The sequence below is a fragment of the Streptomyces sp. NPDC001056 genome, from assembly GCF_053598955.1.
Genome location: NZ_JBSFLI010000010.1, coordinates 138,925 through 164,992, shown reverse-complemented (window position 1 = coordinate 164,992; position 26,068 = coordinate 138,925). Strand labels below are relative to the sequence as shown.

18 protein-coding genes, 1 tRNA gene and 1 pseudogene are annotated in these 26,068 nt (G+C 68.8%); 2 read left to right on the top strand and 18 right to left on the bottom strand.

The features are described from left to right. Positions 1–81: 81 nt before the first annotated feature. From ACWDD7_RS15015 to ACWDD7_RS14950, 14 genes are all read right to left on the bottom strand, one after another. The gene (locus ACWDD7_RS15015) at positions 82–1,320 is read right to left on the bottom strand and encodes a serine hydroxymethyltransferase (protein ID WP_351877080.1); all 1,239 of its coding nucleotides are present in this window, start codon (positions 1,318–1,320) and stop codon (positions 82–84) included. Between the two features lie 90 nt (positions 1,321–1,410). Next, the gene (locus ACWDD7_RS15010) at positions 1,411–2,088 is read right to left on the bottom strand and encodes an arsenate reductase/protein-tyrosine-phosphatase family protein (protein WP_351877081.1); all 678 of its coding nucleotides are present in this window, start codon (positions 2,086–2,088) and stop codon (positions 1,411–1,413) included. Beyond that, the gene (locus ACWDD7_RS15005) at positions 2,085–2,732 is read right to left on the bottom strand and encodes an L-threonylcarbamoyladenylate synthase (RefSeq protein WP_285563321.1); all 648 of its coding nucleotides are present in this window, start codon (positions 2,730–2,732) and stop codon (positions 2,085–2,087) included. Before ACWDD7_RS15005 ends, ACWDD7_RS15010 begins: the two co-directional genes overlap by 4 nt. A 50-nt stretch (positions 2,733–2,782) precedes the next feature. Continuing rightward, complete coding sequence (gene prmC / locus ACWDD7_RS15000; RefSeq protein ID WP_182776718.1) at positions 2,783–3,628, bottom strand: peptide chain release factor N(5)-glutamine methyltransferase; 846 nt, start codon at positions 3,626–3,628, stop codon at positions 2,783–2,785. A gap of 54 nt (positions 3,629–3,682) precedes the next feature. Beyond that, the gene (prfA, locus tag ACWDD7_RS14995) at positions 3,683–4,750 is read right to left on the bottom strand and encodes a peptide chain release factor 1 (protein ID WP_351877082.1); all 1,068 of its coding nucleotides are present in this window, start codon (positions 4,748–4,750) and stop codon (positions 3,683–3,685) included. A 109-nt stretch (positions 4,751–4,859) separates the two neighbouring features. Beyond that, on the bottom strand, positions 4,860–5,084 hold the full coding sequence (rpmE, locus tag ACWDD7_RS14990) for a 50S ribosomal protein L31 (RefSeq protein ID WP_019326867.1): 225 nt from the start codon (positions 5,082–5,084) through the stop codon (positions 4,860–4,862). 170 nt (positions 5,085–5,254) lie between these two features. Then, complete coding sequence (locus ACWDD7_RS14985) at positions 5,255–6,388, bottom strand: LCP family protein (protein ID WP_450457627.1); 1,134 nt, start codon at positions 6,386–6,388, stop codon at positions 5,255–5,257. Between the two features lie 319 nt (positions 6,389–6,707). After that, positions 6,708–8,756, bottom strand: a complete 2,049-nt coding sequence (gene rho / locus ACWDD7_RS14980; RefSeq protein WP_450457626.1) for a transcription termination factor Rho — start codon at positions 8,754–8,756, stop codon at positions 6,708–6,710. Positions 8,757–9,161: 405 nt separating this feature from the next. Further along, positions 9,162–10,079: a homoserine kinase gene (thrB, locus tag ACWDD7_RS14975; RefSeq protein ID WP_351877085.1), complete on the bottom strand. Its 918-nt coding sequence runs from the start codon at positions 10,077–10,079 to the stop codon at positions 9,162–9,164. A 260-nt stretch (positions 10,080–10,339) separates the two neighbouring features. Beyond that, positions 10,340–11,398: a threonine synthase gene (thrC, locus tag ACWDD7_RS14970; RefSeq protein WP_450457625.1), complete on the bottom strand. Its 1,059-nt coding sequence runs from the start codon at positions 11,396–11,398 to the stop codon at positions 10,340–10,342. A gap of 6 nt (positions 11,399–11,404) precedes the next feature. After that, positions 11,405–12,694 carry a homoserine dehydrogenase gene (locus ACWDD7_RS14965; RefSeq protein ID WP_285563390.1) on the bottom strand — a complete coding sequence of 430 codons (1,290 nt, stop codon included), beginning with the start codon at positions 12,692–12,694 and terminating at the stop codon, positions 11,405–11,407. Between the two features lie 150 nt (positions 12,695–12,844). After that, positions 12,845–14,236, bottom strand: coding sequence for a diaminopimelate decarboxylase (gene lysA, locus ACWDD7_RS14960; protein WP_450457623.1), 1,392 nt, complete (start codon positions 14,234–14,236; stop codon positions 12,845–12,847). A 56-nt stretch (positions 14,237–14,292) separates the two neighbouring features. Further along, a complete protein-coding gene (nrtL, locus tag ACWDD7_RS14955; protein WP_450457622.1) occupies positions 14,293–15,489 on the bottom strand; it encodes an ArgS-related anticodon-binding protein NrtL in 1,197 nt (398 codons plus the stop codon). 285 nt (positions 15,490–15,774) lie between these two features. Beyond that, positions 15,775–16,350 carry a response regulator gene (locus tag ACWDD7_RS14950; RefSeq protein WP_450457621.1) on the bottom strand — a complete coding sequence of 192 codons (576 nt, stop codon included), beginning with the start codon at positions 16,348–16,350 and terminating at the stop codon, positions 15,775–15,777. 100 nt (positions 16,351–16,450) lie between these two features. Between ACWDD7_RS14950 and ACWDD7_RS14945 the strand changes: the two genes are divergently transcribed. Then, positions 16,451–16,522, top strand: a tRNA-Arg gene (locus ACWDD7_RS14945). 974 nt (positions 16,523–17,496) lie between these two features. On the opposite strand, the pseudogene ACWDD7_RS14940 reads toward ACWDD7_RS14945, so the two are convergent. The 4 genes and pseudogenes from ACWDD7_RS14940 to ACWDD7_RS14925 all read right to left on the bottom strand — a co-directional run. Beyond that, positions 17,497–17,703, bottom strand: a pseudogene (locus tag ACWDD7_RS14940) (recombinase family protein); the annotation flags it as partial. A gap of 802 nt (positions 17,704–18,505) precedes the next feature. Further along, entirely contained in the window at positions 18,506–18,637 is a 132-nt protein-coding gene (locus tag ACWDD7_RS14935; RefSeq protein WP_450457620.1) for a hypothetical protein, read from the bottom strand. Between the two features lie 1,461 nt (positions 18,638–20,098). Next, the gene (locus ACWDD7_RS14930; protein ID WP_450457618.1) at positions 20,099–21,793 is read right to left on the bottom strand and encodes a hypothetical protein; all 1,695 of its coding nucleotides are present in this window, start codon (positions 21,791–21,793) and stop codon (positions 20,099–20,101) included. Continuing rightward, positions 21,790–25,560 carry an AAA domain-containing protein gene (locus ACWDD7_RS14925; protein ID WP_450457617.1) on the bottom strand — a complete coding sequence of 1,257 codons (3,771 nt, stop codon included), beginning with the start codon at positions 25,558–25,560 and terminating at the stop codon, positions 21,790–21,792. The genes ACWDD7_RS14930 and ACWDD7_RS14925 overlap by 4 nt, the downstream gene beginning before the upstream one ends. Positions 25,561–25,947: 387 nt before the next feature. On the opposite strand from ACWDD7_RS14925, the gene ACWDD7_RS14920 reads away from it, so the two are divergent. Beyond that, entirely contained in the window at positions 25,948–26,067 is a 120-nt protein-coding gene (locus ACWDD7_RS14920; RefSeq protein ID WP_450457667.1) for a helix-turn-helix domain-containing protein, read from the top strand. Position 26,068: the final 1 nt, after the last annotated feature.

Sequence of the window (26,068 nt, the reverse complement as noted above, 5' to 3'; positions counted from 1 at the left end):
GGGCGTATATGGATGGGGACTTACGGGTAGCCAGGATGGTTGCACACCATGCTGTGAGGGGCGCCACGCACCCCGCTCCGGTCACTGCGGGTACGGCGGGAACGCTGCGGTCAGCTCCCGTACCTCCGCCCGCGCCCCGGCCGGTTCCGTCTGCCCGCGGGCCACCGCGGCGAGCAGCTTCGCGATCCGCGCCATCTCCTGTTCGCCCATGCCCTGGGTGGTCACCGCGGCGGTTCCCAGGCGCAGTCCCCGGCCGTCGCCGTGCGGCAGCGCGCAGCAGTCCAGGACGATCCCGGCGGCGGCGAGCCGGCCGCGGGCGGTACGGCCGTCCACGCCGAGCGGCGCCACATCGGCGGTGATCAGGTGGGTGTCCGTGCCGCCGGTGGTGACGGCGAGCCCCTGTTCGGCGAGGTGGCCGGCCAGGGCGCGGGCGTTGGCGACCACCTGGTGGGCGTAGTCCGCGAACGCCGGGGTGGCGGCCTCGCCGAACGCGACGGCCTTGGCGGCGATGGTGTGCATCTGCGCGCCGCCCTGGGTGAACGGGAACACGGCCCGGTCCACGCGTTCGGCCAGCTCGCTCCCGCACAGGAGCATGCCGCCGCGGGGGCCGCGCAGCACCTTGTGCGTGGTCGCGCACACGATGTCGGCGTACGGCACCGGGTTCGGGGCGGCGCCGCCGGCGACGAGGCCGATGGGGTGGGCGGCGTCCGCGATCAGGTAGGCGCCGACCTCGTCGGCGACCTCGCGGAAGAAGGCGTAGTCGATGTGCCGGGGATAGGCGATCGACCCGCAGACGATCGCCTTCGGGCGGTGGTTCCGTGCCAGGTGGCGCACCTGGTCGTGGTCGATCAGCCCGGTCTCCGCGTCGACGCCGTAGCCGACGAAGTCGAACCAGCGGCCGGAGAAGTTGGCCGGGGAGCCATGGGTGAGATGGCCGCCGTAGGGCAGGCCGAGGGCGAGGACGGTGTCTCCGGGGCGCAGCAGCGCCGCGTACGCCGCGAGGACGGCGGAGGAGCCCGAATGCGCCTGTACGTTCGCGTGCTGGGCCCCGAACAGCGTGCTCGCGCGCTCCACGGCCAGCCGCTCGGCCATGTCCACCATCTCGCAGCCGCCGTGGTGGCGGGCGCCGGGATAGCCCTCGGCGTACTTGTTCGCCAGCGATGAGCCGAGGGCGGCGAGGACGGCGCGGGAGGTGAAGTTCTCCGCCGCGATCAGTTGCAGCGACGTCGACTGCCGGCGCAGCTCTCCCCACAGGATCTCGTCCAGCTCAGGGTCCTGCTCCCGCAGAACATCGGCCTCGTAGGGGGTGATGACCGACATGACGGACTCCGGGCGGTCGACGGTGACGTATCCCCAATGTAGGCCCGGCACGGCCGGGCGGCGCGGCATCGCGAGGCCCCGCCACCGCCGCTACATGCGTGCGGGCACACCCGTCAGCGCCGTCACCACCGGGTCCAGCGCGTCCCTTATCTCGTCGCCGATGGAGCGGAAGAAGGTCAGGGGCGCGCCGTAGGGGTCGTAGACCTCGTCCGCCTCCGCCGTGGGGGCCAGCAGCCAGCCCCGCAGGGCGGCGGCCGCCCGGACCAGGGCGCGGGCGCGCATGACGAGGCCGTCCTCCAGCGGCGGCAGCGTCGCGGGGTCGATCGCCCGGACCAGGCGCGTGAACTCCTTGAGGGTGAACGTGCGCAGTCCCGCCGAATGGCCCATGGAGATGACCTGGGCGCGGTGGTCGCGGGTCGCGGTCAGGACCAGGTCGGCCCGGATGACGTGCTCGTCCAGCAGCTCCCGGCCCATGAAGCCGGAGGCGTCCGCGCCGAACTCGGCCAGCACGGTCTCCGCGTTGGCCTCCATCGGCGCGCCCTCGTGACCCCAGGTGCCCGCGCTCTCCACGATCAGCCCGCCACCGAGCACACCGAGCCGCTCGGCGACGAAATGGCGGGTCAGCCGCTCGGTGATGGGCGAGCGGCACACGTTGCCGGTACTGACGTGGAGGATGCGGAAGGTGTCGCGCGGAAACCCGAAGGTCGTCGTCTCCTCCGCGAGGCGCTCCCCGATGCCTATGCCACGCCCCGCTTCAGGGGCCGTCAATTCGCCACCTCAAGGTCGGGTACGACCTTGCGCAGCTCGTCCGCGGAGATCGCGCCCGCGCGCAGCAGTACCGGCACGTCGCGGGAGACGTCCACGATGGACGAGGGCACGTTGCCCGGGGTCGGGCCGCCGTCGAGGTAGACCGAGACGGAGTCGCCGAGCATGTCCTGCGCGGCGTCGCAGTTCTCCGGCGCCGGGTGCCCGGTGAGGTTGGCGGAGGAGACCGCCATCGGACCGACCTCGGTGAGCAGCTCGATGGCGACCGGGTGCAGGGGCATGCGCACGGCGACCGTGCCGCGGGTGTCGCCCAGGTCCCACTGGAGGGACGGCTGGTGCTTGGCGACCAGCGTCAGGGCACCCGGCCAGAACGCGTCGACCAGTTCCCAGGCCAGCTCGGAGAAGTTCGTGACCAGGCCGTGCAGGGTGTTCGGGGAGCCGATGAGCACAGGGGTGGGCATGTTGCGGCCCCGGCCCTTGGCGGCGAGCAGATCGGCGACGGCCTCGGAGGAGAACGCGTCGGCGCCGATGCCGTAGACCGTGTCGGTCGGCAGCACCACCAGTTCGCCCCGGCGGACGGCGGACGCGGCTTCACGCAGACCCGTCGCGCGGTCGGTCGCGTCGTTGGTGTCGTATCGCCGTGCCATTTAACGGGCCTCCTCGTACACAAACTGCGGGGTTGAAGTCTCGGCGCTGCTCACGGCAGCGCCTTGCGCGCGGTGGCGAACCGCGGCCGGTTGTTGAGGTCGGGGTGATCGGCCGCGTCGGCCCAGCCCCGCTCCTCGGTGAAGATCCACGGCACCTGTCCGCCCTGGGTGTCGGCGTGTTCGATGACGACGACCCCGCCGGGCCGCAGCAGCCGGTGCGCGGTGCGCTCGATGCCGCGGATCAGGTCGAGGCCGTCCTCCCCCGAGAACAACGCGAGTTCCGGGTCGTAGTCGCGGGCCTCGGGTGCCACGTACTCCCATTCGGTGAGCGGGATGTACGGCGGGTTGGAGATGACCAGGTCGACCTGGCCGTCCAGGTCGGGGAACGCGGTCAGGGCATCGCCCTGGCGCAGGTCGACCCTGGACCCCTCCACGTTCTTGCGGGTCCAGCGCAGCGCGTCCTCCGACAGCTCCACGGCGTGCACCCGGGAGCGCGGCACCTCCTGGGCGAGGGCGAGCGCGATGGCCCCGGAGCCGGTGCACAGGTCGACGATGCACGGCTCGACCACGTCCATGGCGCGCACCGCGTCTATGGCCCAGCCGACCACCGACTCGGTCTCCGGCCGGGGCACGAAGACTCCGGGCCCGACCTGGAGCTCCAGGTAGCGGAAGTAGGCCCGCCCGGTGATGTGCTGGAGCGGCTCGCGCTGCTCACGCCGGGCGATGACCTCCCAGTACCGGGCGTCGAAGTCCGCGTCCTTCACGGAGTGCAGTTCGCCGCGCTTGACGCCGTGCACGAACGCGGCGAGTTCCTCCGCGTCGGTGCGCGGCGAGGGCACGCCGGCGTCGGCCAGCCGCTGGGTGGCCTGGGCCACCTCCGCGAGCAGCAGGTTCACGCAAGTCCTCCGGAAGTCTGCAAACACTCGTATGTGCTGTGAGGCGGCGTCGCCTTACGCCGCCGCGAGCTTCGCCGCGGAGTCCGCGTCGACGCATGCCTGGATGACCGCGTCGAGGTCGCCGTCCAGGACCTGGTCCAGGTTGTACGCCTTGAAGCCGACACGGTGGTCGGAGATGCGGTTCTCCGGGAAGTTGTACGTACGGATCTTCTCGGAGCGGTCGACGGTGCGCACCTGGCTGCGGCGGGCGTCCGCGGCCTCCCGCTCCGCCTCCTCCTGGGCCGCGGCGAGCAGCCTGGAGCGCAGGATACGCAGGGCCTGCTCCTTGTTCTGGAGCTGGCTCTTCTCGTTCTGGCAGGAGGCGACGACGCCGGTGGGCAGGTGGGTGATGCGCACCGCGGAGTCCGTGGTGTTGACGGACTGGCCGCCGGGGCCGGAGGACCGGTAGACGTCGATGCGGAGGTCGTTCGGGTTGATCTCCACGTCCACCTCCTCGGCCTCGGGGGTGACGAGGACACCGGCGGCGGAGGTGTGGATACGGCCCTGGGACTCGGTGGCCGGCACGCGCTGCACGCGGTGCACGCCGCCCTCGTACTTCAGGCGCGCCCACACGCCCTGGCCGGGCTCGGTCTGACCGCGGGTCTTCACCGCGACCTGGACGTCCTTGTAGCCGCCCAGCTCGGACTCGGTGGCGTCGATGATCTCGGTCTTCCAGCCGACGCGCTCCGCGTAGCGCAGGTACATGCGCAGCAGGTCGCCGGCGAACAGCGCCGACTCGTCGCCGCCCGCGCCCGCCTTGATCTCCAGAATGACGTCCTTGTCGTCACTCGGGTCACGCGGGACCAGCAGGAGGCGCAGCTTCTCGGTCAGCTCCTCGCGCTGCTGCTCCAGCTCCTTGACCTCGGCGGCGAAGTCGGGGTCGTCGGCGGCGAGTTCGCGCGCGGTCTCGATGTCGTCGCCTGCCTGCTTCCAGGAGCGGAACGTGCCGACGATCGGGGTCAGCTCGGCATAGCGCTTGTTCAGCTTGCGCGCGTTCGCCTGGTCGGCGTGGACCGACGGGTCGGCGAGCTTCTTCTCGAGGTCGGCGTGCTCGGTGACGAGTTCCTCGACTGCCTCGAACATCTTTCGGCTCCTGTACTGCGGTGAAGGGAAGGGGCGGGCGACCAAAAACGCCGGTCCCGGACGCACGCCCTCGCGGACGTACGGCCGTGGACCGGCGAATGGGGGCTCGCTACTTCTTGGAGCCGGCGGCAGCCTTGCCGAAGCGGGCCTCGAAGCGGGCCACACGGCCACCGGTGTCGAGGATCTTCTGCTTGCCCGTGTAGAACGGGTGGCACTCGGAGCAGACCTCGGCCCGGATGGTGCCGGACTCGATGGTGCTCCGCGTGGTGAACGACGCGCCACAGGTGCAGCTGACCTGCGTCTCGACGTACTCGGGGTGGATGTCGCGCTTCAAGGTTTCTCCTAGTGTTCGGGAGGGCGCCGGGTCGCCGCCGCGGGATGCGGGAGCGTGAACCGGGGCCGACGTACCAGTCTGCCAGGACTGGGGCCATCCCCCAAAACCGGGGGTGCGGTTGTTCTATTCCCCGGGCGCCCCCGGGCGCGAGGTGGCCTCCCGGCCGCCCCTCAGCCGCTCACCACGCCGTCGGCCTCGCCCGTGGCCGTCCCCTTCGTGGCCGACCCCGGGATCGGGCGGTCGTGCTTCAGCGCGTCCCACACCAGCTGGGCCTTCGGCTTCTCCAGCAGGACCCGGTTGGGGTTCGCCGGGTCGTACCGGACGGGCATGGTGACCATCGTCATGTGCCGGGTGCTGATGCCCTTGAGGCCGTCGGCGAAGTCCATGAGGGAGTTGACCGAGCCGAGGTCGGAGTCGGTGGTGACGGCCTTGGTGGCGGTGTCGGCGAGGTCGTACAGCTTCTTGGGGTCGCTGAAGACGCCGACGCTCTCGACCTGCCCGAGCAGCGCCTTGACGAAGGCCTGCTGGAGCTGGATGCGGCCCAGGTCGGAGCCGTCGCCGACGCCGTGCCGGGTGCGGACGAGGCCGAGGGCCTGCTGCCCGTCGAGGGTGTGCGTGCCGGCCTGGAGCCTCAGGTGGGACTGCGGGTCGTCGATGGCCCTGGTCGTGGTCACCGGGACGCCGCCGAGGTCGTCGACGAGCCGCTGGAAGCCAGCGAAGTCGACCTCCAGGTAGTGGTCCATGCGGATGCCGGTGAGGGACTCGACGGACTTCACCGCGCAGGCCGCGCCGCCGGTGGAGTACGCCTCGTTGAACATCACGCCGGTCGCGGCCGGGTGCGTGGTGCCCTTGGTGTCGGTGCACGTGGGCCGGTCCACGAGCGTGTCGCGGGGTATGGAGACCACGGCGGCCTTCTTGTGGCCCTGGTAGACGTGCACGATCATCGCGGTGTCGGAGCGGGCGCTGCCGTCGTCCGTGCCGCCACCGAGCCTCTTGTTGGAGCCGGCGCGCGTGTCGGAGCCGAGGACCAGGATGTTCTCGGAGCCGTTGTCGGTCTTCCCGGGGCGGTCCTTGCCGAGGACCTGGTTGATGTCGACGCTGTGCAGGTTGCCGTTGAGCTTGAGGTACAGGTAGCCCGCTCCCGCGCCGCCCAGCACCAGCACACCGGCGGCCGTCCAGGCCGTCGCCAGCAGGGCCTTGCGGCCGGCGCCACGGGGCCTGCGGCGCCGTCCACGGCCCTCTCGGCCGGGCTCCTGGGCACCGGGCTGGGGTATCGCGGGTTCCGGCATGCTCTCGGCGGACACGGCACTCCTAGGTCTCGTCGATCGGTTACCCCCTGCGGTCAGGGTCGGGCGCGGTCGTCACCGCTCCATCGTCCCTCCGTGCGGTAGGACGGAGAAACTCGGGACAGCGTTGCACGACGCAGAGTGCCCACCGCGTGCGGCGATGGGCACCGTGGGTAGTCGACCGCGTCCGGGGCACGGCGCTCACCTGGGGTTTCGCGCCCGGTTGTCGTATGTCTCCGAACCGGCACGGTGCGTAGTCCCTGTGGCAAAGGTCTCGCTTCACACGCGGAAGAGGCCGCCCCCGAGGGGACGGCCTCTGTCAGCGATTACCCGGAGGTCAGTCGCCGTTGCCGGGGGTCGGCGTCGTCTTCTGGATCTGCATCAGGAACTCGACGTTCGACTTGGTCTGCTTCATCTTGTCCAGCAGCAGCTCGATCGCCTGCTGCTGGTCCAGGGCGTGCAGCACCCGGCGCAGCTTCCAGACGATGCCCAGCTCCTCGGCGCCCAGCAGGATCTCCTCCTTGCGGGTGCCGGACGCGTCCACGTCCACCGCCGGGAAGATGCGCTTGTCGGCGAGCTTCCGGTCGAGCTTGAGCTCCATGTTGCCGGTGCCCTTGAACTCCTCGAAGATCACCTCGTCCATGCGGGACCCGGTGTCCACGAGCGCCGTCGCGAGGATGGTCAGCGAGCCGCCGTCCTCGATGTTGCGCGCGGCACCGAAGAAGCGCTTCGGCGGGTACAGCGCGGTCGAGTCGACACCGCCGGACAGGATGCGGCCGGAGGCCGGCGCCGCGAGGTTGTAGGCGCGGCCCAGACGCGTGATGGAGTCCAGCAGCACGACCACGTCGTGGCCCAGCTCCACGAGGCGCTTGGCGCGCTCGATGGCCAGCTCGGCGACCGTGGTGTGGTCCTCGGCCGGGCGGTCGAAGGTCGAGGAGATGACCTCGCCCTTGACCGACCGCTGCATGTCGGTGACCTCTTCCGGACGCTCGTCGACGAGGACGACCATCAGGTGGCACTCGGGGTTGTTGTGCGTGATCGCGTTGGCGATGGCCTGCATGATCATGGTCTTGCCGGTCTTCGGCGGGGCCACGATCAGACCGCGCTGGCCCTTGCCGATGGGCGAGACGAGGTCGATGATGCGGGTCGTCAGCACGCCCGGGTCCGTCTCCAGACGGAGGCGGTCCTGCGGGTAGAGCGGCGTCAGCTTGTTGAACTCCGGGCGGCCACGGCCGTGTTCGGGCGCCATGCCGTTGACGGAGTCGAGGCGGACCAGCGCGTTGAACTTCTCGCGGCGCTCGCCCTCCTTCGGCTGGCGGACCGCGCCGGTGAGGTGGTCGCCCTTGCGCAGACCGTTCTTGCGGACCTGGGCGAGGGAGACGTACACGTCGTTCGGGCCCGGCAGGTAGCCGGAGGTCCGGATGAAGGCGTAGTTGTCGAGGATGTCCAGGATGCCCGCGACGGGGATCAGGACGTCGTCCTCGGCGACCTGCGGCTCGGCGATCTCGTCGCGGCCACGGCGGCCACGGCGGTCGCGGTAGCGGCCGCGACGGCCACGGCGGCCGCCCTCGAAGTCGTCGTCGTCCTGCTGCCGGTCCTGGCGGCCGCCCTGCTGGCCCTGCTGCTGACGCTGCTGGCCGCCCTGCTGGTCGTCGCCCTTGCCGCGGCGGTCACCACGGTCACCGCGGTCACTGCGGTCACGGTCACCGCGGTCACGGTCACGGCCGCGCTCACGGCGGTCGCGGCGGCCGCGACCCTCGCCGTCACCGGCGTCGCTCTTCGCGGACTCGCCCTGCTGCTGCGGCTGCTGGGCGTCGGCCTTGGCCTCGCCCTTCGCGTCGCCGCGGGCCTCGGTCCTCGCCTCGGCGGCGGCCTGCTCGGCACCGTTCACGGCCGGGCTGCCGGCCTCCGCGGTGGCACGACGACGACGGCGCTCGGTCGGCGCCTCGTCTCCCCCGCGCTCGGCCTCGCCCGCGCGGGTGCCCCCGGCCGGCTGCCCCGGGATCTCGATCTGCTGCTGGGCCTTCTCGGCCGACGCCTCGGCCTTGGCCGCCTTCTGCTCGCCGTCCGCGCTCTCGCCGGTGCGGGCCTTGGAGGTGGCCCGGCGCTTCGGCTTGGTCTCGGTTGCGGCCTCGGCCTTGGGGGCGCCGCCCTGGGCCTGCGCCTCCTTGATGACCTCGATCAGCTGGCTCTTGCGCATCCGCGCGGTGCCCCTGATGCCGAGGCCCGAGGCGACCTGTTGCAGCTCGGCCAGCACCATGCCCTCAAGGCCGGTACCCCGGCGCCGCCGGGAGCCGGCACCGGTGGCAGGCGCGGAGGCGTCCGTGGCGGGCGCGGCAGCGGTCTCCTCGACACGTGCGCCCATCAGATCGGTGGTGTCGCTCACGAAGGGTCCTTCCCTGGAGCGGACGTCGGCCTGTCTGGCTCGGCGACCGGTTGTGCTGTCCGGCTACGGTTCTGTCTTCGGTGAACCGTGCCGGGGCGGTGGTCCGCCAACGCGGCGGAAGAGAGATGTGCGGTGATGGCGCTTCCGCGAGCCGTGGCACCCGGTGTCACGTGGCGTGGTAGCACCTGTTCCGGAGCATGCCCTGCGGCCGGCTCAGTGCTCGCATACGACGTACTGCCCAGGTACGACGTGAGGAACACGGAGTGGCGTGGGGGGCTCCCGGAAGAATGTCTGTCCCGGACGGGGACACGTGGCACCTCGCCATGGTGGGGTCGGGTGCAGACTTGAGATTAACACTACCGGATCCAACAAACATTCCCCCTCTCCAAATCCGGCAACCGTGTGTCAGGGCGCAAGCGGAAGCACGCTCGCTCCCTGCATATCCAGGTCCAGCCGGTTGGCGGCCCATCCCTCACCCGCGAGGTGGGAGACCTTGTCGGCGGTGCCGGCGTCGGTCAGGGCCATGACGGTGGGTCCGGCGCCGGAGATGACGGCCGGGATCCCGTCCGCCCGCAGCCGCTCCACCAGCGCGGCGCTCTCCGGCATGGCCGGGGCGCGGTACTCCTGGTGCAGACGGTCCTCGGTGGCGGGCAACAGCAGTTCGGGACGCCGGGTGAGGGCCTCGACGAGCAGCGCGGCACGGCCCGCGTTGGCGGCGGCGTCGACGTGCGGCACGGTGCGCGGCAGCAGTCCGCGGGCGGTTTCCGTCAGTACCGGCTTTCCGGGCACGAAAACCACCGGAACGATGGAATCGTCGGGGTCCATTCTGATCGCGCGGGCCGCGCCGGATTCCATCCAGGAAAGGGTGAATCCGCCGAGCAGACAGGCGGCCACATTGTCGGGGTGGCCCTCGATCTCGGTGGCCAGCGCCAGCAGGGCCGCGTCGTCCAGCCGGGCCTCGCCGCCTATGGTCACGGCGCGGGCGGCCACGATGCCGGCGCAGATGGCGGCGGAGGAGGAGCCGAGGCCCCGGCCGTGCGGGATGCGGTTGGCGCAGACGATCTCCAGGCCGCGGGGCTGGCCGCCCAGCAGATCGAAGGCGGTGCGCAGGGAACGGACGAGGAGGTGACGCTCGTCACGCGGCAGGGTCTCACTACCCTCACCCGCGATGTCGATGTGCAGCCCGGAGTCGGCCACCCGGACGACGACGTCGTCGTAGAGCCCCAGCGCGAGGCCCAGGGCGTCGAAGCCCGGACCGAGATTGGCGCTGGTGGCGGGGGTGCGCACCCGGACGGCGGCGGCACGGAAGGCTGGACCGGCCATCGCTCGAAGACTCTCCTTGAGCTGCGTGACTGTCAAAGACATCCGATACGTACGTGGAGACCCTCGGCCGCGCAGACGGCGCGGCGTTGCCCCTATGCGCAGTGCATATGCAACAGGCGGGTTCGGTACAGCGTATCGAAGGAAGGTTCAGTAGCGACATAGGGCGCACAGGAGGCGCACGATGCGTGTCGTAAGCCTCCTGTGCATCCTGTCAGGGAAAACCCGGTGTCGCCGGGGAGAACCCCGGTGCGCCGGGTACCTCAGGCGAGGCCGAGGCGCTCGGCCGCGGTGGCCGGGTCGACCGGGATGGTGACCGGCTGGGGGGCGCCGGCGACGGCCCAGTCGGGGTCCTTCAGACCGTTGCCGGTGACGGTGCACACGATGCGCTGGCCCGGGTCGACCTTGCCCTGCTCGGCGGCCTTGAGCAGACCGGCGACGGAGGCGGCGGAGGCGGGCTCCACGAAGACGCCCTCCTGTGCGGCCAACAGCCGGTAGGCGCGCAGGATTTCACGGTCCGTCACCTCGTCGATGGCGCCGCCGGACTCGTCCCGGGCCGCGAGCGCGTACTGCCAGGAGGCCGGGTTGCCGATCCGGATGGCGGTGGCGATGGTCGACGGGTCCTTCACGACCTCGCCGCGCACGATCGGGGCACTGCCGGCGGCCTGGAACCCCCACATCCGGGGCGTCCGGACGGCGATCTTGTCCGCGGCGTACTCCTTGTAGCCCTTCCAGTACGCGGTGATGTTGCCCGCGTTGCCGACCGGCAGGACATGGATGTCCGGCGCGTCGCCGAGCATGTCCACGATCTCGAAGGCGGCCGTCTTCTGGCCCTCGATGCGCACCGGGTTGACCGAATTGACCAGCGCCACCGGGTAGTTGTCGCTCAGCGCGCGAGCGAGGGTGAGGCAGTCGTCGAAGTTGCCGTCGACCTGGAGGATCTTCGCGCCGTGCACCAGGGCCTGGCCCATCTTGCCGAGCGCGATCTTGCCCTGCGGCACCAGCACGGCCGAGACCATGCCGGCCCGTACGGCGTACGCCGCGGCGGAGGCGGAGGTGTTGCCGGTGGACGCGCAGATGACGGCCTTGGCCCCCTCCTCCTTCGCCCTGGAGATGGCCATCGTCATGCCACGGTCCTTGAAGGACCCGGTCGGGTTCGCGCCCTCCACCTTGAGGTGGACCTCGCAGCCGGTGCGCTCGGAGAGCACCTGCGCGGGCACGAGGGGCGTACCGCCCTCGCGGAGCGTCACGACCGGCGTGGTGTCGGAAACCGGCAGCCGGTCCCGGTACTCCTCGATGATTCCGCGCCACTGGTGGGTCATTGCTGGTTACTCTCCTTCAACCCGCATGATGCTGGCGACACCCCGCACGGTGTCGAGCTTGCGCAGCGCCTCGACGGTGCCGGAAAGGGCGGCGTCGAGGGCCCGATGGGTGACGACGACGAGTGATGCCTCGCCGTCCTTGCCCTGCTGCCGAACGGTGTCGATGGACACCCCGTGCTCGGCGAAGACGGTGGCGACCTGGGCGAGGACACCCGGTTTGTCGGCCACGTCCAGGCTGATGTGGTACCGCGTGACGACGTCGCCCATCGGGGAGACGGGCAGCGCGGCGTACGCCGACTCGCCGGGCCCGGTGGTGCCGTTGAGCTTGTTGCGGCAGACGGCGACGAGGTCGCCGAGAACGGCGGAGGCGGTCGGGGAACCGCCCGCGCCGGGGCCGTAGAACATCAGCTGCCCGGCGGCGTCGCTCTCCACGAAGACGGCGTTGTACGCACCGCGCACGGAGGCGAGGGGGTGGCTCAGCGGAATCATGGCGGGGTGCACACGCGCGGTGACGGACGCCCCGTCCTGCGCCCGCTCGCAGATGGCGAGCAGCTTGATGGTGCAGCCCATCTCCTTGGCCGAGCGGAAGTCGGCGGCGGTGACCTCGCTCATGCCCTCGCGGTGGACGTCGTCCAGGCGCACCCGCGTGTGGAAGGCGATCCCGGCGAGGATGGCGGCCTTGGCGGCGGCGTCGAAGCCCTCGACGTCGGCGGTCGGGTCGGCCTCGGCGTACCCGAGCGCGGTGGCCTCGTCCAGGGCCTCCTGGTAGCCGGCACCCGTGGAGTCCATCTTGTCGAGGATGAAGTTGGTGGTGCCGTTGACGATACCGAGCACCCGGTTGACCTTGTCGCCGGCCAGGGACTCGCGCAGCGGGCGGATCAGCGGGATGGCACCGGCGACGGCGGCCTCGTAGTAGAGGTCCCGGCCGTGCTCCTCGGCGGCGGCGTGCAGGGCGGCCCCGTCCTGGGCGAGCAGGGCCTTGTTCGCGGAGACGACGGAGGCGCCGTGCTCGAACGCGGTGGTGATGAGCGAGCGGGCGGGCTCGATCCCGCCGATCACCTCGACGACGACGTCGATGTCGCCGCGTTTGACGAGTGCGGTGGCGTCGGTGGTGACGAGGGCCGGGTCGATGCCCTCGCGCACCTTGGCGGGCCGCCGGACGGCGACGCCCGCGAGTTCGACGGGCGCTCCGATCCTGGCGGCGAGGTCGTCGGCGTGCGTCGTCATGATGCGCGCCACCTCTGAGCCAACAACCCCACAGCCCAGCAGCGCCACCTTCAGCGGACGCGTACGCATCATCCGACCTCGTTTCCTCTTACCGTCTACGGTTGGACCAGTCTCACTCACCGGACGGGAGTTTCTACCCTTCGTCCGGATCCTGAGACGTTTATTTCATTTTCGTCGGGGCAGAAGACCGCAGATCTTCCGCCCCGCGGGTCGTTCACCTCATCCGACGTCGAGACGCAGGAGATCCTCCTCCGTCTCGCGCCGGACGATCACCCGGGCCTCGCCGTCCCTCACCGCGACGACGGGCGGCCGGAGCACATGGTTGTAGTTGCTGGCCATCGACCGGCAGTACGCCCCGGTGGCCGGTACGGCGATCAGGTCGCCCGGCGCGAGATCGGCGGGCAGGAACGCGTCCTTGACCACGATGTCCCCGCTCTCGCAGTGCTTGCCGACGACCCGGACGAGCATCGGCTCGGCGTCGCTGGCCCGCGAGACGAGGGCGACGCTGTACTCGGCGTCGTAGAGCGCGGTCCGGATGTTGTCGGACATGCCGCCGTCGACGGACACGTACGTGCGCAGCGCCTCCAGCGGCTTGACGGTGCCGACCTCGTAGAGCGTGAAGGCGGTCGGGCCCACGATCGCGCGGCCCGGCTCGACCGAGATGCGGGGCGTGCGCAGCCGGGCGGCCTCGCACTCCCGGGTGACGATCTCGGTCAGCGCCTTGGCGATCTCGTGCGGCTCGCGCGGGTCGTCGTCGCTGGTGTACGCGATGCCGAGGCCGCCGCCGAGGTCGATCTCGGGCAGTTCGACGCCGTGCTCGTCCCTGACGTCCCTGAGCAGCCCGACGACGCGGTGGGCGGCGACCTCGAAGCCGGACATGTCGAAGATCTGCGACCCGATGTGGGAGTGGATCCCGATCAGTTCGAGCCCGTCCAGCTGGAGCGCACGCCGCACGGCCTCGGCGGCCTGCCCGCCGGCGAGCGGGATGCCGAACTTCTGGTCCTCGTGGGCGGTGGCGATGAACTCGTGCGTGTGAGCCTCGACCCCCACGGTGATCCGGATCTGCGCCTTCTGCCGCTTGCCCAGGGACTGCGCGATGTGGGCGACCCGCACGATCTCCTGGAAGGAGTCGAGCACGATCCGCCCGACGCCGGCCTCCACGGCGCGGGTGATCTCCGCGACGGACTTGTTGTTCCCGTGGAAGGCGATGCGCGCGGGGTCCATCCCGGCGGAAAGCGCGGTGGCCAGCTCGCCGCCGGAGCAGACGTCGAGATTCAGCCCCTCATCCTCCAGCCACCGCACGACGGCACGCGAGAGGAAGGCCTTCCCGGCGTAGAACACATCGGCGTTCGAACCGAAGGCGGTGCGCCAGGCGCGTGCCCGCGCCCGGAAGTCGGCCTCGTCCATGATGTACGCGGGTGTGCCGAACTCCTCGGCGAGCCGGGTCACGGGGACCCCGCCGACGGTGACGACCCCGTCCTCACCGCGGCCGACGGTCTGCGCCCAGACCTTGTGGTCGAGCACGTTGAGGTCGGTGGGCGGCGCGGAGTAGTGCCCCTCGGGCAGGACGTCGGCGTGACGGGGCCCGGCGGGATGGGCGGAACGGCTCATGACGGTGGCTCTCAGACTCTCTGTCTCTCTCCGGGGGACATCTGCTCTCGGGTCCCTCAGAGATGTTCGGGTGCGTCGATGCCGAGCAGGGACAGGCCGCCGGCCAGCACCGTCCCGGCCGCTTCGGCAAGCGCGAGCCGGGCTCGGTGGGCGGCCGAGGGTTTCTCCTCGCCGATCGGAAGCACACAGGTCAGAAAGGGCAGCACGGCATCCGCGACGGTGACGAGATGCCGGGCAAGCCGGTCCGGGGCGCGATGGGTGGCGGCCACGGTGAGGATGCGGGGGTAGTCGGCCAGGGGGGTTTGGAGGGGGTGGGGGTGGGCTTGGGGGATGTGGGGGGCCGGGGGGCGTCGAGGGGAGTCGCCGGGGAGGGGTACGGCGGTGGCGGTGCGGGCGCGGGTGGGCGCGAGGGGGGTGTCGGCGGGGGCTGGTGCCGGGGGGCCGGCGTGGGCGGGGGCCGGCGCGAGGGGGCCGATATCGGCACCGGCCGACGGGAGGAGGCGGGTATCGGCACCGGCCGGCGCGAGGGGGCCGGTGTCGTCGCCGAGGGGGCCCGGCTCGGCGGTGAAGCCCAGGCGGGCGGCGTTGCGGCTGAGGGACCGGACGCGCGCGTGGGCGTACCGCACCCGGAACAGCGGATTGCTCTCCCGCTGGAGGAGATGGTCGGCGGTGATGCGGGGCCGGTCGTGCGGGGCCGGGTGGAGCAGGGCCCACCGGGCGGCGTCGGGCCCGAGCGGCGCGGGGTCCTCTGGAGCGGGCACGGGCCGCAGACCGGCCGGTTCACCATGCTCTACGGTGGCCCGCCCACCCTGAGTGGCGACGATCCGCACGAGGGCGTCGGCGACGACCTCGGCCCGCACCTCGTACGGCACCCGCAACGCGACGACCTGTCCGGCGAGGGCATCCCCGTGCCCGTACCGCTCACCACGCTCCCGGATCTCCCGGACGAGCGCCTGGAGCGGATCGACCCGCCGATCGAGCAGGAAGTTGAGGAACCCGGGCCCGGTGACGACGACGTCCTCGACACCGTCCGCCGCGACGAGCCGGGGCCGCAGAATCCCGGCGACCTCAAGCGGCGGCTTCCCGGCCGCGCGGGCGAGCTGGAGCGCGACGTTGGTGGCGTACTCCCCGCACCCTCCAGCCCCGGGCTCCGTGACGACGACCCGCTGAGGAACCACCACGCTCAGTTCCCCCTCGTCCACAGCACGACGCACCGCCTGCAGGACGGTGCGGGACAGCTCGACGGGGGTCACGGGACAAGGGTAGGGGAGGAGGGGGGTGGGGAGGCGAGCAGGTTTCCCTGGTGAGACGGCTGCGTGTGGCGGGCGGACGCTACGTGCCGCCTCCCGCCCCTGCCCGAAGCCCTGACGGCAGGCGCGGGCCACGGAGCATGTGGGCTTGCCCACCCGACGCGAACACGCCTCTCGGAGCCCTACCCACGGGCACGGGCCGCGGAGCGCGCAGACCGCTCACCCGACGGAAACCCGTGGTCCTCGGAGCCCTGCCGGCCGGGGCGCGGCGCGAAGCAGCGAGACCGCTCAGCCGATGGAGACCCCACCGGTGACCCCGTCCGCGAGCCCGTCGTCATCGTCCCCGTCCCCACCCCCCCGCCCCCCTCCTTCTCCTTCTCCCCCTTCTCCTCCCCCTTCTCCTCCTCCTGCTCCGCCCTCTCCCCCACGCCCGGCTCGGCCCTGGATCAACTGCTTGACGAGGCGTACGAGTTCGGCGGGTTCGAAGGGCTTGGAGAGGAAGGCGTCGACGCCGACGTCGAGGCCGGTCTCGACCTCGTACTGGGTGCAGGCGCTGATGATGGCGAGGGGCAGATGGTTCGTACGGGGATCGGCACGGAGCCGGGCGGCGGTGCGCAGCCCGTCCAGCCGCGGCATGACGACGTCGAGCGTCACGAGATCGGGCCGCACTTGGTGCACCACGTCCAGACACTCGGCACCATCGGCCGCGGTCACGACCTCAAGCCCTTCCAGCTCAAGATTGACCCTGATCAGCTGCCGGATGACCTTGTTGTCGTCGACAACAAGCACCCGACCCGACGCGCCCGACACAACTTGAGAGTAGGTCCGCCCGGGCCACCGCGTCCGGGTTTTCCCCACTTCCACCCCCTACAGGGCACACCTCCCCGGAAACGGGTTCCTGATCACCCCACGGGACCTGCTAGTGTTCTACCCGTCGCCGCGAGCACAACGCTCCAACCGACACGCCCCCGTAGCTCAGGGGATAGAGCAACGGCCTCCGGAGCCGTGTGCGCAGGTTCGAATCCTGCCGGGGGCACTCAAAAGATGGGAACGGTTCTGCCGGTTTTTACCGGTTCGTTCTCCGCGAGTGCCACAGTCGGGCATCAGCACTTCGGTGCTGGTGTCCGATTTTTTGTTCCACCGGTCCACCTCGCGGGTGATTGCCACCAGTGCGTCAACCATGTGCCCCGGGATCGTCACCCGTAGCGTCACTTCTTCCCGCGGTCGGCTGTAGCGGACTTCCAGCCCGAACACCCTGTAGAGCCGTCGCTGCAGTTCTTCCGGCAGACGGGACAGGTCCACGTCCAGCAGCGGCAGGGCGTCCAGCAGAGCCGCGTTGTCGGCGACGGCCACCGACGCCGGGCTGGGTTCGGTCAGCCGGGCCAACTGATCGGCAAGCGCCTTCCGCCGCGCGCTCAGCGTCCCGTGCTCCTTCCGGATCGCGTCACGGAACACCCGCTCATGCTCAGGGTCACCGCCCACCGGATCCTCCCCGTCGCCGCCTACGCCTTCGGCCAGCGCCCGGATCAACCGGGTCTGTCGCGTGTCGATCGCACGGATCGCTTGCTCCAGCGCCTCGCGCTCCCCTGTCCGGCGGGTGCCGGCCTCATCCGTAGCGGGCTCGTCGGCCTTCAGGAGTGCCCCAAGGTGCTGGCGACGGTCGGGGCCGAAGACCCGCGTGGCGAAGAACTTCGAGATCACCCCGAGGAGGACCTCTTCCCTCACCCACAAGCTCTTCGGATGCTCCGAGAACCAGGAGCGCTCCTGGTGCTCGTTCGGATCCAGCTGGCACGCGTAGTAGGGGATGCCGTGCCGCGTCTTCCCGAACATCCGCCGGTCACAGACGTCACAGCGGGCGAACGACCGCAGCACGTAGGACCGTCGGGTCGCCGGATGCCGGCTGGGCCCGTCCGAGCTCCTCGACCCTCGACCGCGGCCGCCCATCATGGCCACGGTGTCGAAGAGCTCCTTGGTGACCAACGGCTCGTGGGTCGGCATCGAGGACCACACCCACTCCTTGGGGTCGTTGTTCCGGCCCCCCTTCTTCGTCTGCCGACGGTTCCAGACCTGATAACCGGTGTACTTCGGGTTCCGCAGAATCTCCCGCACGGCGGACCCGCTCCACCGGCCGAGCGCCATCTCCGGCCGAGTGGGCTCGGGAGGCGGGTAGGCGACAAGGTCGAGGTTCAGGCGGTCGGCAATGCCGTCGTACCCCATCTTCTCCAGGCCGCGAAGCTGAAAGATCACCGTGACCGCTGGAGCGCGAACCAGGTCCGGGATCAGCCGGTGCTTGGTCCGGCCCTCCGCCCGGCGCGCAGGAACCGGGTGGGGGACCCGCTCAGCCAGGTAGCCGTACGGCGGCTTCCCCACGTTCCATCCCTGCGAGACGTGCTCGACGAAGCCGTCCCAGGACAACTCCAGCATCTGCAGCACGTACCACTCGGAGACCGCCTGCTTCACCCGCCGGGTGAGCGTAGGCGTGGCCCGCTTCGCCCTGGGCCCCGTGACAATCGGCTCGTCCGCCGCACAGAGAGCGACGCCGGCCTGCTCCAACTCGTACTCGATCTTCGTCCCGAAGTACGTACGCCGAGCCACCCGCTCGATCGACTCACAGATCACGGCCGCGAACCGACGGTCCGGCCGCTGCGCCTCCGCCAGGAGGTCGGCGACGCTCCCGTCCCGCGGAATCGGGATGTCGAACTGCTGGTGCGCCAGGGACATGCCGCGCTGCGCGAGGTCCTTCCGCCCCGACTCCACGTCGTAGAAGTGGGCGACAATCACCCAGCCCGGCGGCAGGGCGGCCCTGGCATTCCGCAGCTGCCGCGGCAGGGACAGCGTCGGGTCCTGGGCGTCCTCCGTGGACGTCCTGCCGAGCCACGCCACTGGAACCGTCACCGGCAGGCCAGCCGCTTCCGGAAGCCGGTCAGGCGACCATGGCCGCGCGAGGGCCGGTCGGCCCCACGCCTGAGCGTCGGGCGGGGAACTGGACATGACTGACCCTCCAGAAAGCTCGGGCGAGTCACTCACACTGGGCCGCCTCCCGGAAGTCCTTCTGATGGTCACGCAGCCACCCCAGCACCTCGCGGATCACGGCCCCCTGACGCTGGGCCAGCGCATGAGCGTCCTCACCATCCATGACGAGGTACTCCACGACCGCCCGCAATCCGTCGGCTGGGCAAGGCAGCCCCTGATCGATGCACGCGGCCAACGACCATGGACGCTCCATCTCGATATCCGCATCAAGTCCAGCGTCTGAAATGTCAGCCGAATCGGTGACCGGTCTCTGTGAAATCGGGTCTTTGCGAGTTGACAGGCGCCGAGAGGATCGATCACTCTCGAACTGGTTAACGTCTCTTTCCACGACCTGCCATAGAGACGCTGCGGCACGGAAGTGACATCCGGCTCGATTTCGGCCGGAACCCCCGACGAGTGTTCGCCACGCCTCTGCGCACGGTCCCGCCTCGCCTTGCATGCCCAACTCGGCAACAGCACCGCGAATCCGGAGCCGGATGGCAATCAGCGCCCTCTCGGTCTCCATCCCCTTCGGAACGCCGGCATCCACGTGTGCGTTCGCAAAAATAAGGAGGCAGACCCCTGCGGGACTGAGTTCCAGCGGAACGAAGAGGTACTAAACATCCTTCGGGGAATTTAACCCCAGTTTCTATGCCCTGCGGGCCTGAACTCCAGCGGAACGGGAGGTGAATTATGGGTAAGCCGAGCCCGGAGGTTTCTATGCCCTGCGGGCTTGAGTTCCAGCGGAACCCTTAACATTTTTCTGCCGCTGTGACCTGCATCAATGATGCCCGATGCGCGACACCCGGCGCCGCCGAAGCGAGCCCGGCATGTCTCACGTCACATTTTCGCGGATCATGGCGCTGACCTGCTGGGACGAGTCGCGCGGCAAGTGGTGCTCGAAGCCGATCCCCGCCAAGCGCGGTTACGAGGGCGGTAGACGCGCGATCGGATGCCGCACGCCGCTGGCGCTCGTCCGTCCTGTCCGGCTTCATGCGATCCAGAAGTCGGCGCGTTCCTCGAGCCGGCGGTTGCTCAGGATGGACTCGCGCGCCGTGGGCGGCCAGAACGTTGGAGACACGCGGCCGCAACAATGGCCGGAGCTGCTGCTGTCAGGGCCGCGGGATCGACGCGGGCGTAGGCGTCGCGCAGGGTGCGGTTCCCCCGGAGGGCGGTAGCAGCCGGTGAACGGGTCGTAGGGGCAGCCGAGCCGGGCCAGGACCTCCTACTCGCACCGCCTCACCCATTCGGCCGGCGAGACAAGGGAGTTGTGTCCCGTGCAGGTCATCGCCCAGACACTGACGGCCGGCAGCGTGGCCAGTTCCAAGCGTCGTCCGCGTCGGTCACGAGGGCACCTGGGCCAGGACGTCCAGGAGTCCGGGCGGCACGACATCCGTCGGACCGGAATAAGAGGGTGCCGCAGCTGGCGTCGGAGCGGTGAGGGAAGACGGAACAGCGGGCACGGTGATCTTGCAGATCTGGGAGCATCGAGACTCCATGATCCGCAAGGCCCGTGCCCGCACTGCATTCCGTGCCCACTACATGATCAAACGGGCGAACGGGATTCTCCCCGGGGCCTTTGCTCGTCCACCCATACTCATCAGCCTGGATGTCGGTCGGCTGCTTCTGCTTGTTCGCATCCCACTCCAGCTCGCTGCCACAGTTCAGCTGCACGGGGGCCACGGAGTTGGAAGGAGACCGTCGACTGCCCTGCACCGCGCACGCCCACGACCCATTCACGGGCTGAGGCAGTCACCTCCACCGGACCCCTGATATCTGGCAGACGGTTTCCTTTAGAGCCGCAGTCGTCCACAAGCCTGTCGCGAGTTACGGCACCCTGGGCACCAATGAGCAGCGATACCTCGCTTGCCTCCGCACTACCCCGAGGTTGGGGGAATAGCGGTTGCACAGCGTCTGGGTAGCTCTCCGGCTCTTCCCTCGCTGGCCCGGCCAGGTTTAGGGCCGCATCCTCGACCCAGTTCTCGGCAACCCGCCGCCAGCGGCTCGCAGCGAGTTCCGTGTGGTTGTCGGAGCTGTCCTGCCACCACCCAGAAGCCAGAAGGGCCAAGGTACTCACGCCGTGCGCGTCATCGACGATCACCGCAGGGCTGATCGATTCATCCTGCGCCGGCTCCAACAGCAACCCGGCACCCAGCACGGCGACAGGCCCGGCATTGGTGTCGGCCAGAACGAATTCGGCCTTGGCATCCGCTGGTGTTCTGTTGAAGAAGACCTTTCCCGGGCCGGATTGCCCGCGCACTGACTCCAGCGCCCCGACCAATCCTCTACGTGTCTCTTCCGACACGTCGGCGCAGGACCACAGCACATCGACACTTACACCGCGGCGGCACAGGCCAGTGACCACCTCACTCAGCCTCCCAACCTGGGAGTCGTCCAGGTGCGAGGTTACGATCAGCGCGCGACCACTGGCACGTTCCAGGGCGCGTTCAGCAAGCCGGCGGCTCTCAATTGAGCGCAGGGTCGCTTCGGCGCAGGGTACGGTGGTCGGCTCCGGCAGCACATCCCCTCTAGCGAAGTATCGCCCCCTGCTGCGGTGGCCTCCTCTCTCCTTTAGAAGACTTCCGAACCTTCTCTGGGCTTCGTCGCCGACCGCGAGGTCCGAGAACTGCTCCTCCGTTTGCTCCAGCACCAGCGGGACAAGCTGACTCCAGTTGCTGGGCAGGCCCTGCACCGTTCGCTCCTGCAAATCCACCCGGAGGGGAAGGAAGTACTTCCCCCGCTGCACCCTCGCGTCACTACCGATCCGTCGGATCCACTGCTGCTCGCCCGAACTCCGCGGCAGCAGCCACTCGACCTCGCCACCGTTGAGTGTCGCGCGATGCTGACGCCTCCTTAGGGCAAAACGGATCGCCATTCGACCGGTCTTCCGATGGATCTCTTCGGCGGTGAACACTTCAAGGTTGTTGATGTGCTCCACCTGGCTGTTGAGCGCTTCTCGCACGATCTTCGCGTGCCTGCTCTGAACCCGCAGGCTGGCTGGCCGACGACCCTTGTCAATGGTGACAAGTCCCTCATCCGTTACAACGTAGCGGATGCCATGGTCGCTCTGGACCATGGCCACCCATCCTTCACGCAGCAGTGTCACCAGGCCTTCGACGAGAAGTCGCTCGTGGACCTGAAAGGCTTCGCGCAAGTCCTCAAAAACACGCCCCTCTTCGCCTTGGTCCTCAGCGATCAACCGAAGCAGCAACTCCTCCAACTTGCTATACGGCCGACCAACCGCTACTTCGTACGACACGCGGAAGACGTCCAGGGGCAGCAGAACGTGGGTCACAACTGTTCCCCTTCTAGCTGTGTTGACAAACTCGTTCGGATGCTGCGACCGTCGCGCTGCGCACCAATCCGACGCATCCGCTTCTCCAGGCCAGTCAAGTCGGCCGGCACGCGGATCGCTCGGCCGTCAGCAAACATGTTCTCCAGACGCTCCACGAGAACGGCCACGTGACGCAGTTCGTGATACAGCCGGTCGTCGCGTGGCACCTCTGACACTTGATGTCGGAAGAAGTCCCAGGAACCGACAAGGATCAGCAGCCGTTCGGCTCGCGAAATAAGGACATTCATCCGCGAGGACGCCTTGAGGAAGCCGAGGCCCTGCCCAGGCGGCATGATGTTGTTACGCACCAAGCTGACTGCGACAATCTCGGCCTGGTTACCCTGGAACGAGTCGACGGTGAATACGCCTCCCCGGTCCGACTCACCGAGCCTAGCCCTCTGTTCCCCACCGATGCCGCGCGGGTCGGGAGCGAGAATGATCCCGTTACGCCTCAGTTCTGCACGAGTCTCACCGCTCTGCAGACGTCTGCCCAGCGCAACCACCTGCTGAGCATAGGGAGACAGAACGGCGAGCTCGGCCGGGCGCTCAGAGTTTCCACGCAGAGAACGCAAAAAGAGCTCTAGGGCGTGCGCTTCTGCCTCGTTGCGGTACTTCGGCTGAGCCGTCTCCGCCGTAAGTGGGTCGATAGAAGCTGCTGGCAGGTCAAGCCATACGACCGCCTTACCTGCCAGCGTCGCGGGAAGAATCAAGCCGTGCGGATCCCGGCCGCGGGTGTGATGCTCCAGCCTTCCCTCATAATACGTCTCCGAGACGAGGGCGCCGATATCTGGATGCATACGGTACTGCCCGGTGAGCATGCCCCCGCCATCTTCGTGGTCCACAGACAGGTCGTGTAGCTGGCCGAAGAAGGTGAGCCATCGGTTGCAATATGCGGTGAAGTACTTCTTCTCTTCGTCAGGCTTGTCACGCCACCGGTTGAGCACCTCCCAGTCGACCAGCCCGTCGGCGCCGCCGAGGTCGCGCAAGGCGCGCACAGCCTGCTCCGGGTTGGAGAGGGCGTCCTTGTACTCCTCCATCCGATAGGGAGGCAACTGCTGAGGATCCCCAATCAGGAGCCACCGATGGCCGAGGTAGAGGGGCAGGGCGAGTTCGAAGCCATGGGCCTTTCCGGCCTCTTCAACGATCGACCAGTCGTAGCTCACCTCTCCTGCCAGTCCTGCGAGTCCGCCATCGCTTGCACTGCTGTAGGTGATGCTGGCGCTCCGCCGCACAAGTTCCTGAAACTCGCCGGCCTCGGTGGCCTGCTGGGTGACAATCTCCTGGCGCATGGTCCGGCACGCTTCCAGCCAGTTAGCGGTCACCTCGGACAGGGACTTCTGTGCCTGAAGCGCCTCCAGCTTTCCGACAGTGGCGTCCAGGAGTTTGCGGGCAACGGACCGGACCGACAAAGGCTCATCCTGGGAGTCCCTCGTCTGCAGGGGCCCCTTTGTTGGGAGCAATCTGATCGACAGCGGTCTGATCTCGTCAGGGATGTCGGCGAACGCCTCACCTTCAACCTTCGTCTTTAGTACATCCACCGCCGAGTGGGCCTGCGCGGTGATGAGGATCTGAGCCATCGGATCCTCTGCGAGGATCTCGCGCAGCAACCAAGCCGCCATGTGTGTCTTACCGGTGCCAGGTGGCCCTTGTACCGTGTAGATCGGGCGCGAGCCGAGGATGGCACCGATCTGCGCGCGCTTGCTGGCGTCGAGATGGCGACGGTCGAGTGCGTCGGGGCGGGCACCGCTGTCCATGAACACCTGGCCGGGGCTCGACAGGCTGGCCAGCAGGTAAGTGTGATCCGCAAGTCTCTCGATGGCCTTCTTCCTCCTGCCGATCAGGAAGAGCTGTCGGACCAGACCCGTGGTGCGTAGAAGATATTCCTGCCCCTCGCAGATATCCTGGGTCTCACCACCTTTTCGGCTGTCAAGGCCGTCTGTACCCGCCAAGGAGCCGATAGGCCGCAAGCGTACCGTCTTCTCATCCGTGACGTCGGCGTCTTTGTCTTTCAGCTCCCAGGGTCCAATCCCTGGGACACGGATGTGCAGTTCCTCGGAGTCCGGAGAGCACAACAGGATCTCGTTGCTGCCCGGCTTACCACTGTACTTATCCCGAAGCAGGAAGGCCGCCATGCCACCGTCAGGCCGGAACATCTTCAGAGGCAGCCGGTGTCTCGGCACCTCCTGAACCTCAATCCACTCGATACTGCCGTCCTCCCGCCGACGGACATCGGCGACCTGGCACCGAAAGACCTCGGCATCCCTGATCAGGAGATCGATCTGGTTGGTCAGCCGGATGAATTCCGCAAGATCTTCCTGCTTCTTCTGTCGATCACTCACCTCATCCTGGGCGGGGATCACCAGCTCCCAGTTTCGGGCCGACAGCTGACTGCCCTGATTCTTTGCCCTGGTGATGAAGGCAAGCTGACCGGCAGGGATCGAGATCTCCCAGCTCCGCCGAGTATCCGGCTCGAAGAAGTCACTCACCCCATGACAGAAGGCCTTTTCCCAGCTCTGCCCGTCGCCGTTGTCGTATTTGCCCAGCTCAAGACGTAGGCACTTACCAGACAGCACAACCCTTCCGCCAGATTTGCCTGGGGACAGCAGGCCGCCTTCGGAGAAATCGTCGTAGAGGAAGCCGAGCAGCTTGGTCACGTGCTCGTTATTGAGGGAGCTGAACGCGTCACCGGGCTGGAGTCCCAGTGCAGTACGTAGCCCTTGAGCTTCCATCGCCTCCATCAGCCCTGCGTTGCGCGTATTGATCACGACGAAGTACCGGTCGCTGGCGTCTCCGCTGCCGGAAGGCTCCTCAAGGGAGTCGACGACTTCCCTGATCAGTGCCAAAACCTCGTCGCCGCGTCGCAGCCGGTCTGCCGGGTCTTCAGCGATCAGCCTGCCGATCGCATCCTGCTCAAGTTGTGTCAGGCGGGTACTCGGGCCGGCCGCGGCTCGTCTACGCCTGTCTCCCACCCGGCCTTTACCAAGCCGTTCCTGGACGAGACGGTAACGCTCGGCCGGGTCCTCCTGGGCACCCAGGTGCTCGATGTCAAGCATGCAGCGGGCTGCCAGCATGCCGAAGGCGAACCAGTCAGCATCGGGGCCGAACGCCTGCCGCCCGAAAGCCCACTCGGGCGGTGTCTCCCACCCACGCCGGGTCCGCGCAACCGCAGGAGGGCGGCCAAGCCGAACGCTCCACTCGAACCCACCTAGTTGCGCGGACTCCGGGCCCGTCTCGGGATCCAGGAATACGGTCTCCGCAGATACACAGCGATGGACGACCTGTTGTCGATGTAGAAGGTCAAGGCCCGAGGCCAGACGGCCGAGCATCCGCCACAACGACTGGCGGTCTGACTGACGCCCCGACAGCCAGGGCCACTCGCGCCGTTCAGCCAGCATGGCCGCAAGAGTCCGGTGCCCATTTGTCTCGAACACCATCACGAAGCAGCGGTGCTCGTGATCGATGCCGACGTTGTGAAGTTGAAGAAGCGAGCGCTCCGAGCCCGGGCTGCTTCTCACCTGGTAGAGAGAGCGCAACTCAGCGTCCCACAACGCCCTCTGCACTTGGTCGGGCCCGTCATCGGGGAATCGCCAGGTCTTGAGGAGGTGCGGCTTCACCCACTCTTCCGTGTCGTTGGCCGTCCACAGTTGCCCCTCACCGGATGGCGAGTCGAGTAGACGCACGAGTTCATAGCGCCCTCCCAAGAGGGCAGCTCCCAAAGTGGGCTTCACACATACCTCCCGTCGGCGCGGACACCCCAGGTTCCGCAAGGCTGCTACGCCAGAAGGAACTAGCGTCAGCGGCAGGGTGCCAGTCCAGCCGCCCGGTGAGGCGACCACACTGTGTGAGTTTTTACCCCTCTGACACCCGCAGCTACAGGAGTTTCGGAAAACCTGCAGGTGAAACAGCACGCCGCTGACGAGTTGCTCGCAGCCGCCGAGCGGTCGGGCAGGGTGAACCGTTGTCGACAACGTCTCACAACGGGTTCTGACTCACCTTCCGTCCCAGCACCACGGACGGTCACCGAAACCACGATCACGGGGCGGCCGGCCGCCGCTTCGAGAGGACTCGGCGGTGTCATAGCCTCGTAGCAACAGCGCAGGTGGGAGGGGTTGCTCGTGGCAGTGCGGAGACCGTTGACGCTCGAGGAGCGGGAAGAGATCGCGGTGTGCCGTGCACGGGGCGAGGGGCCGCGTGACATCGGGCGGCGGGTCGGGCGGATTCTACAGCTGAACTGAC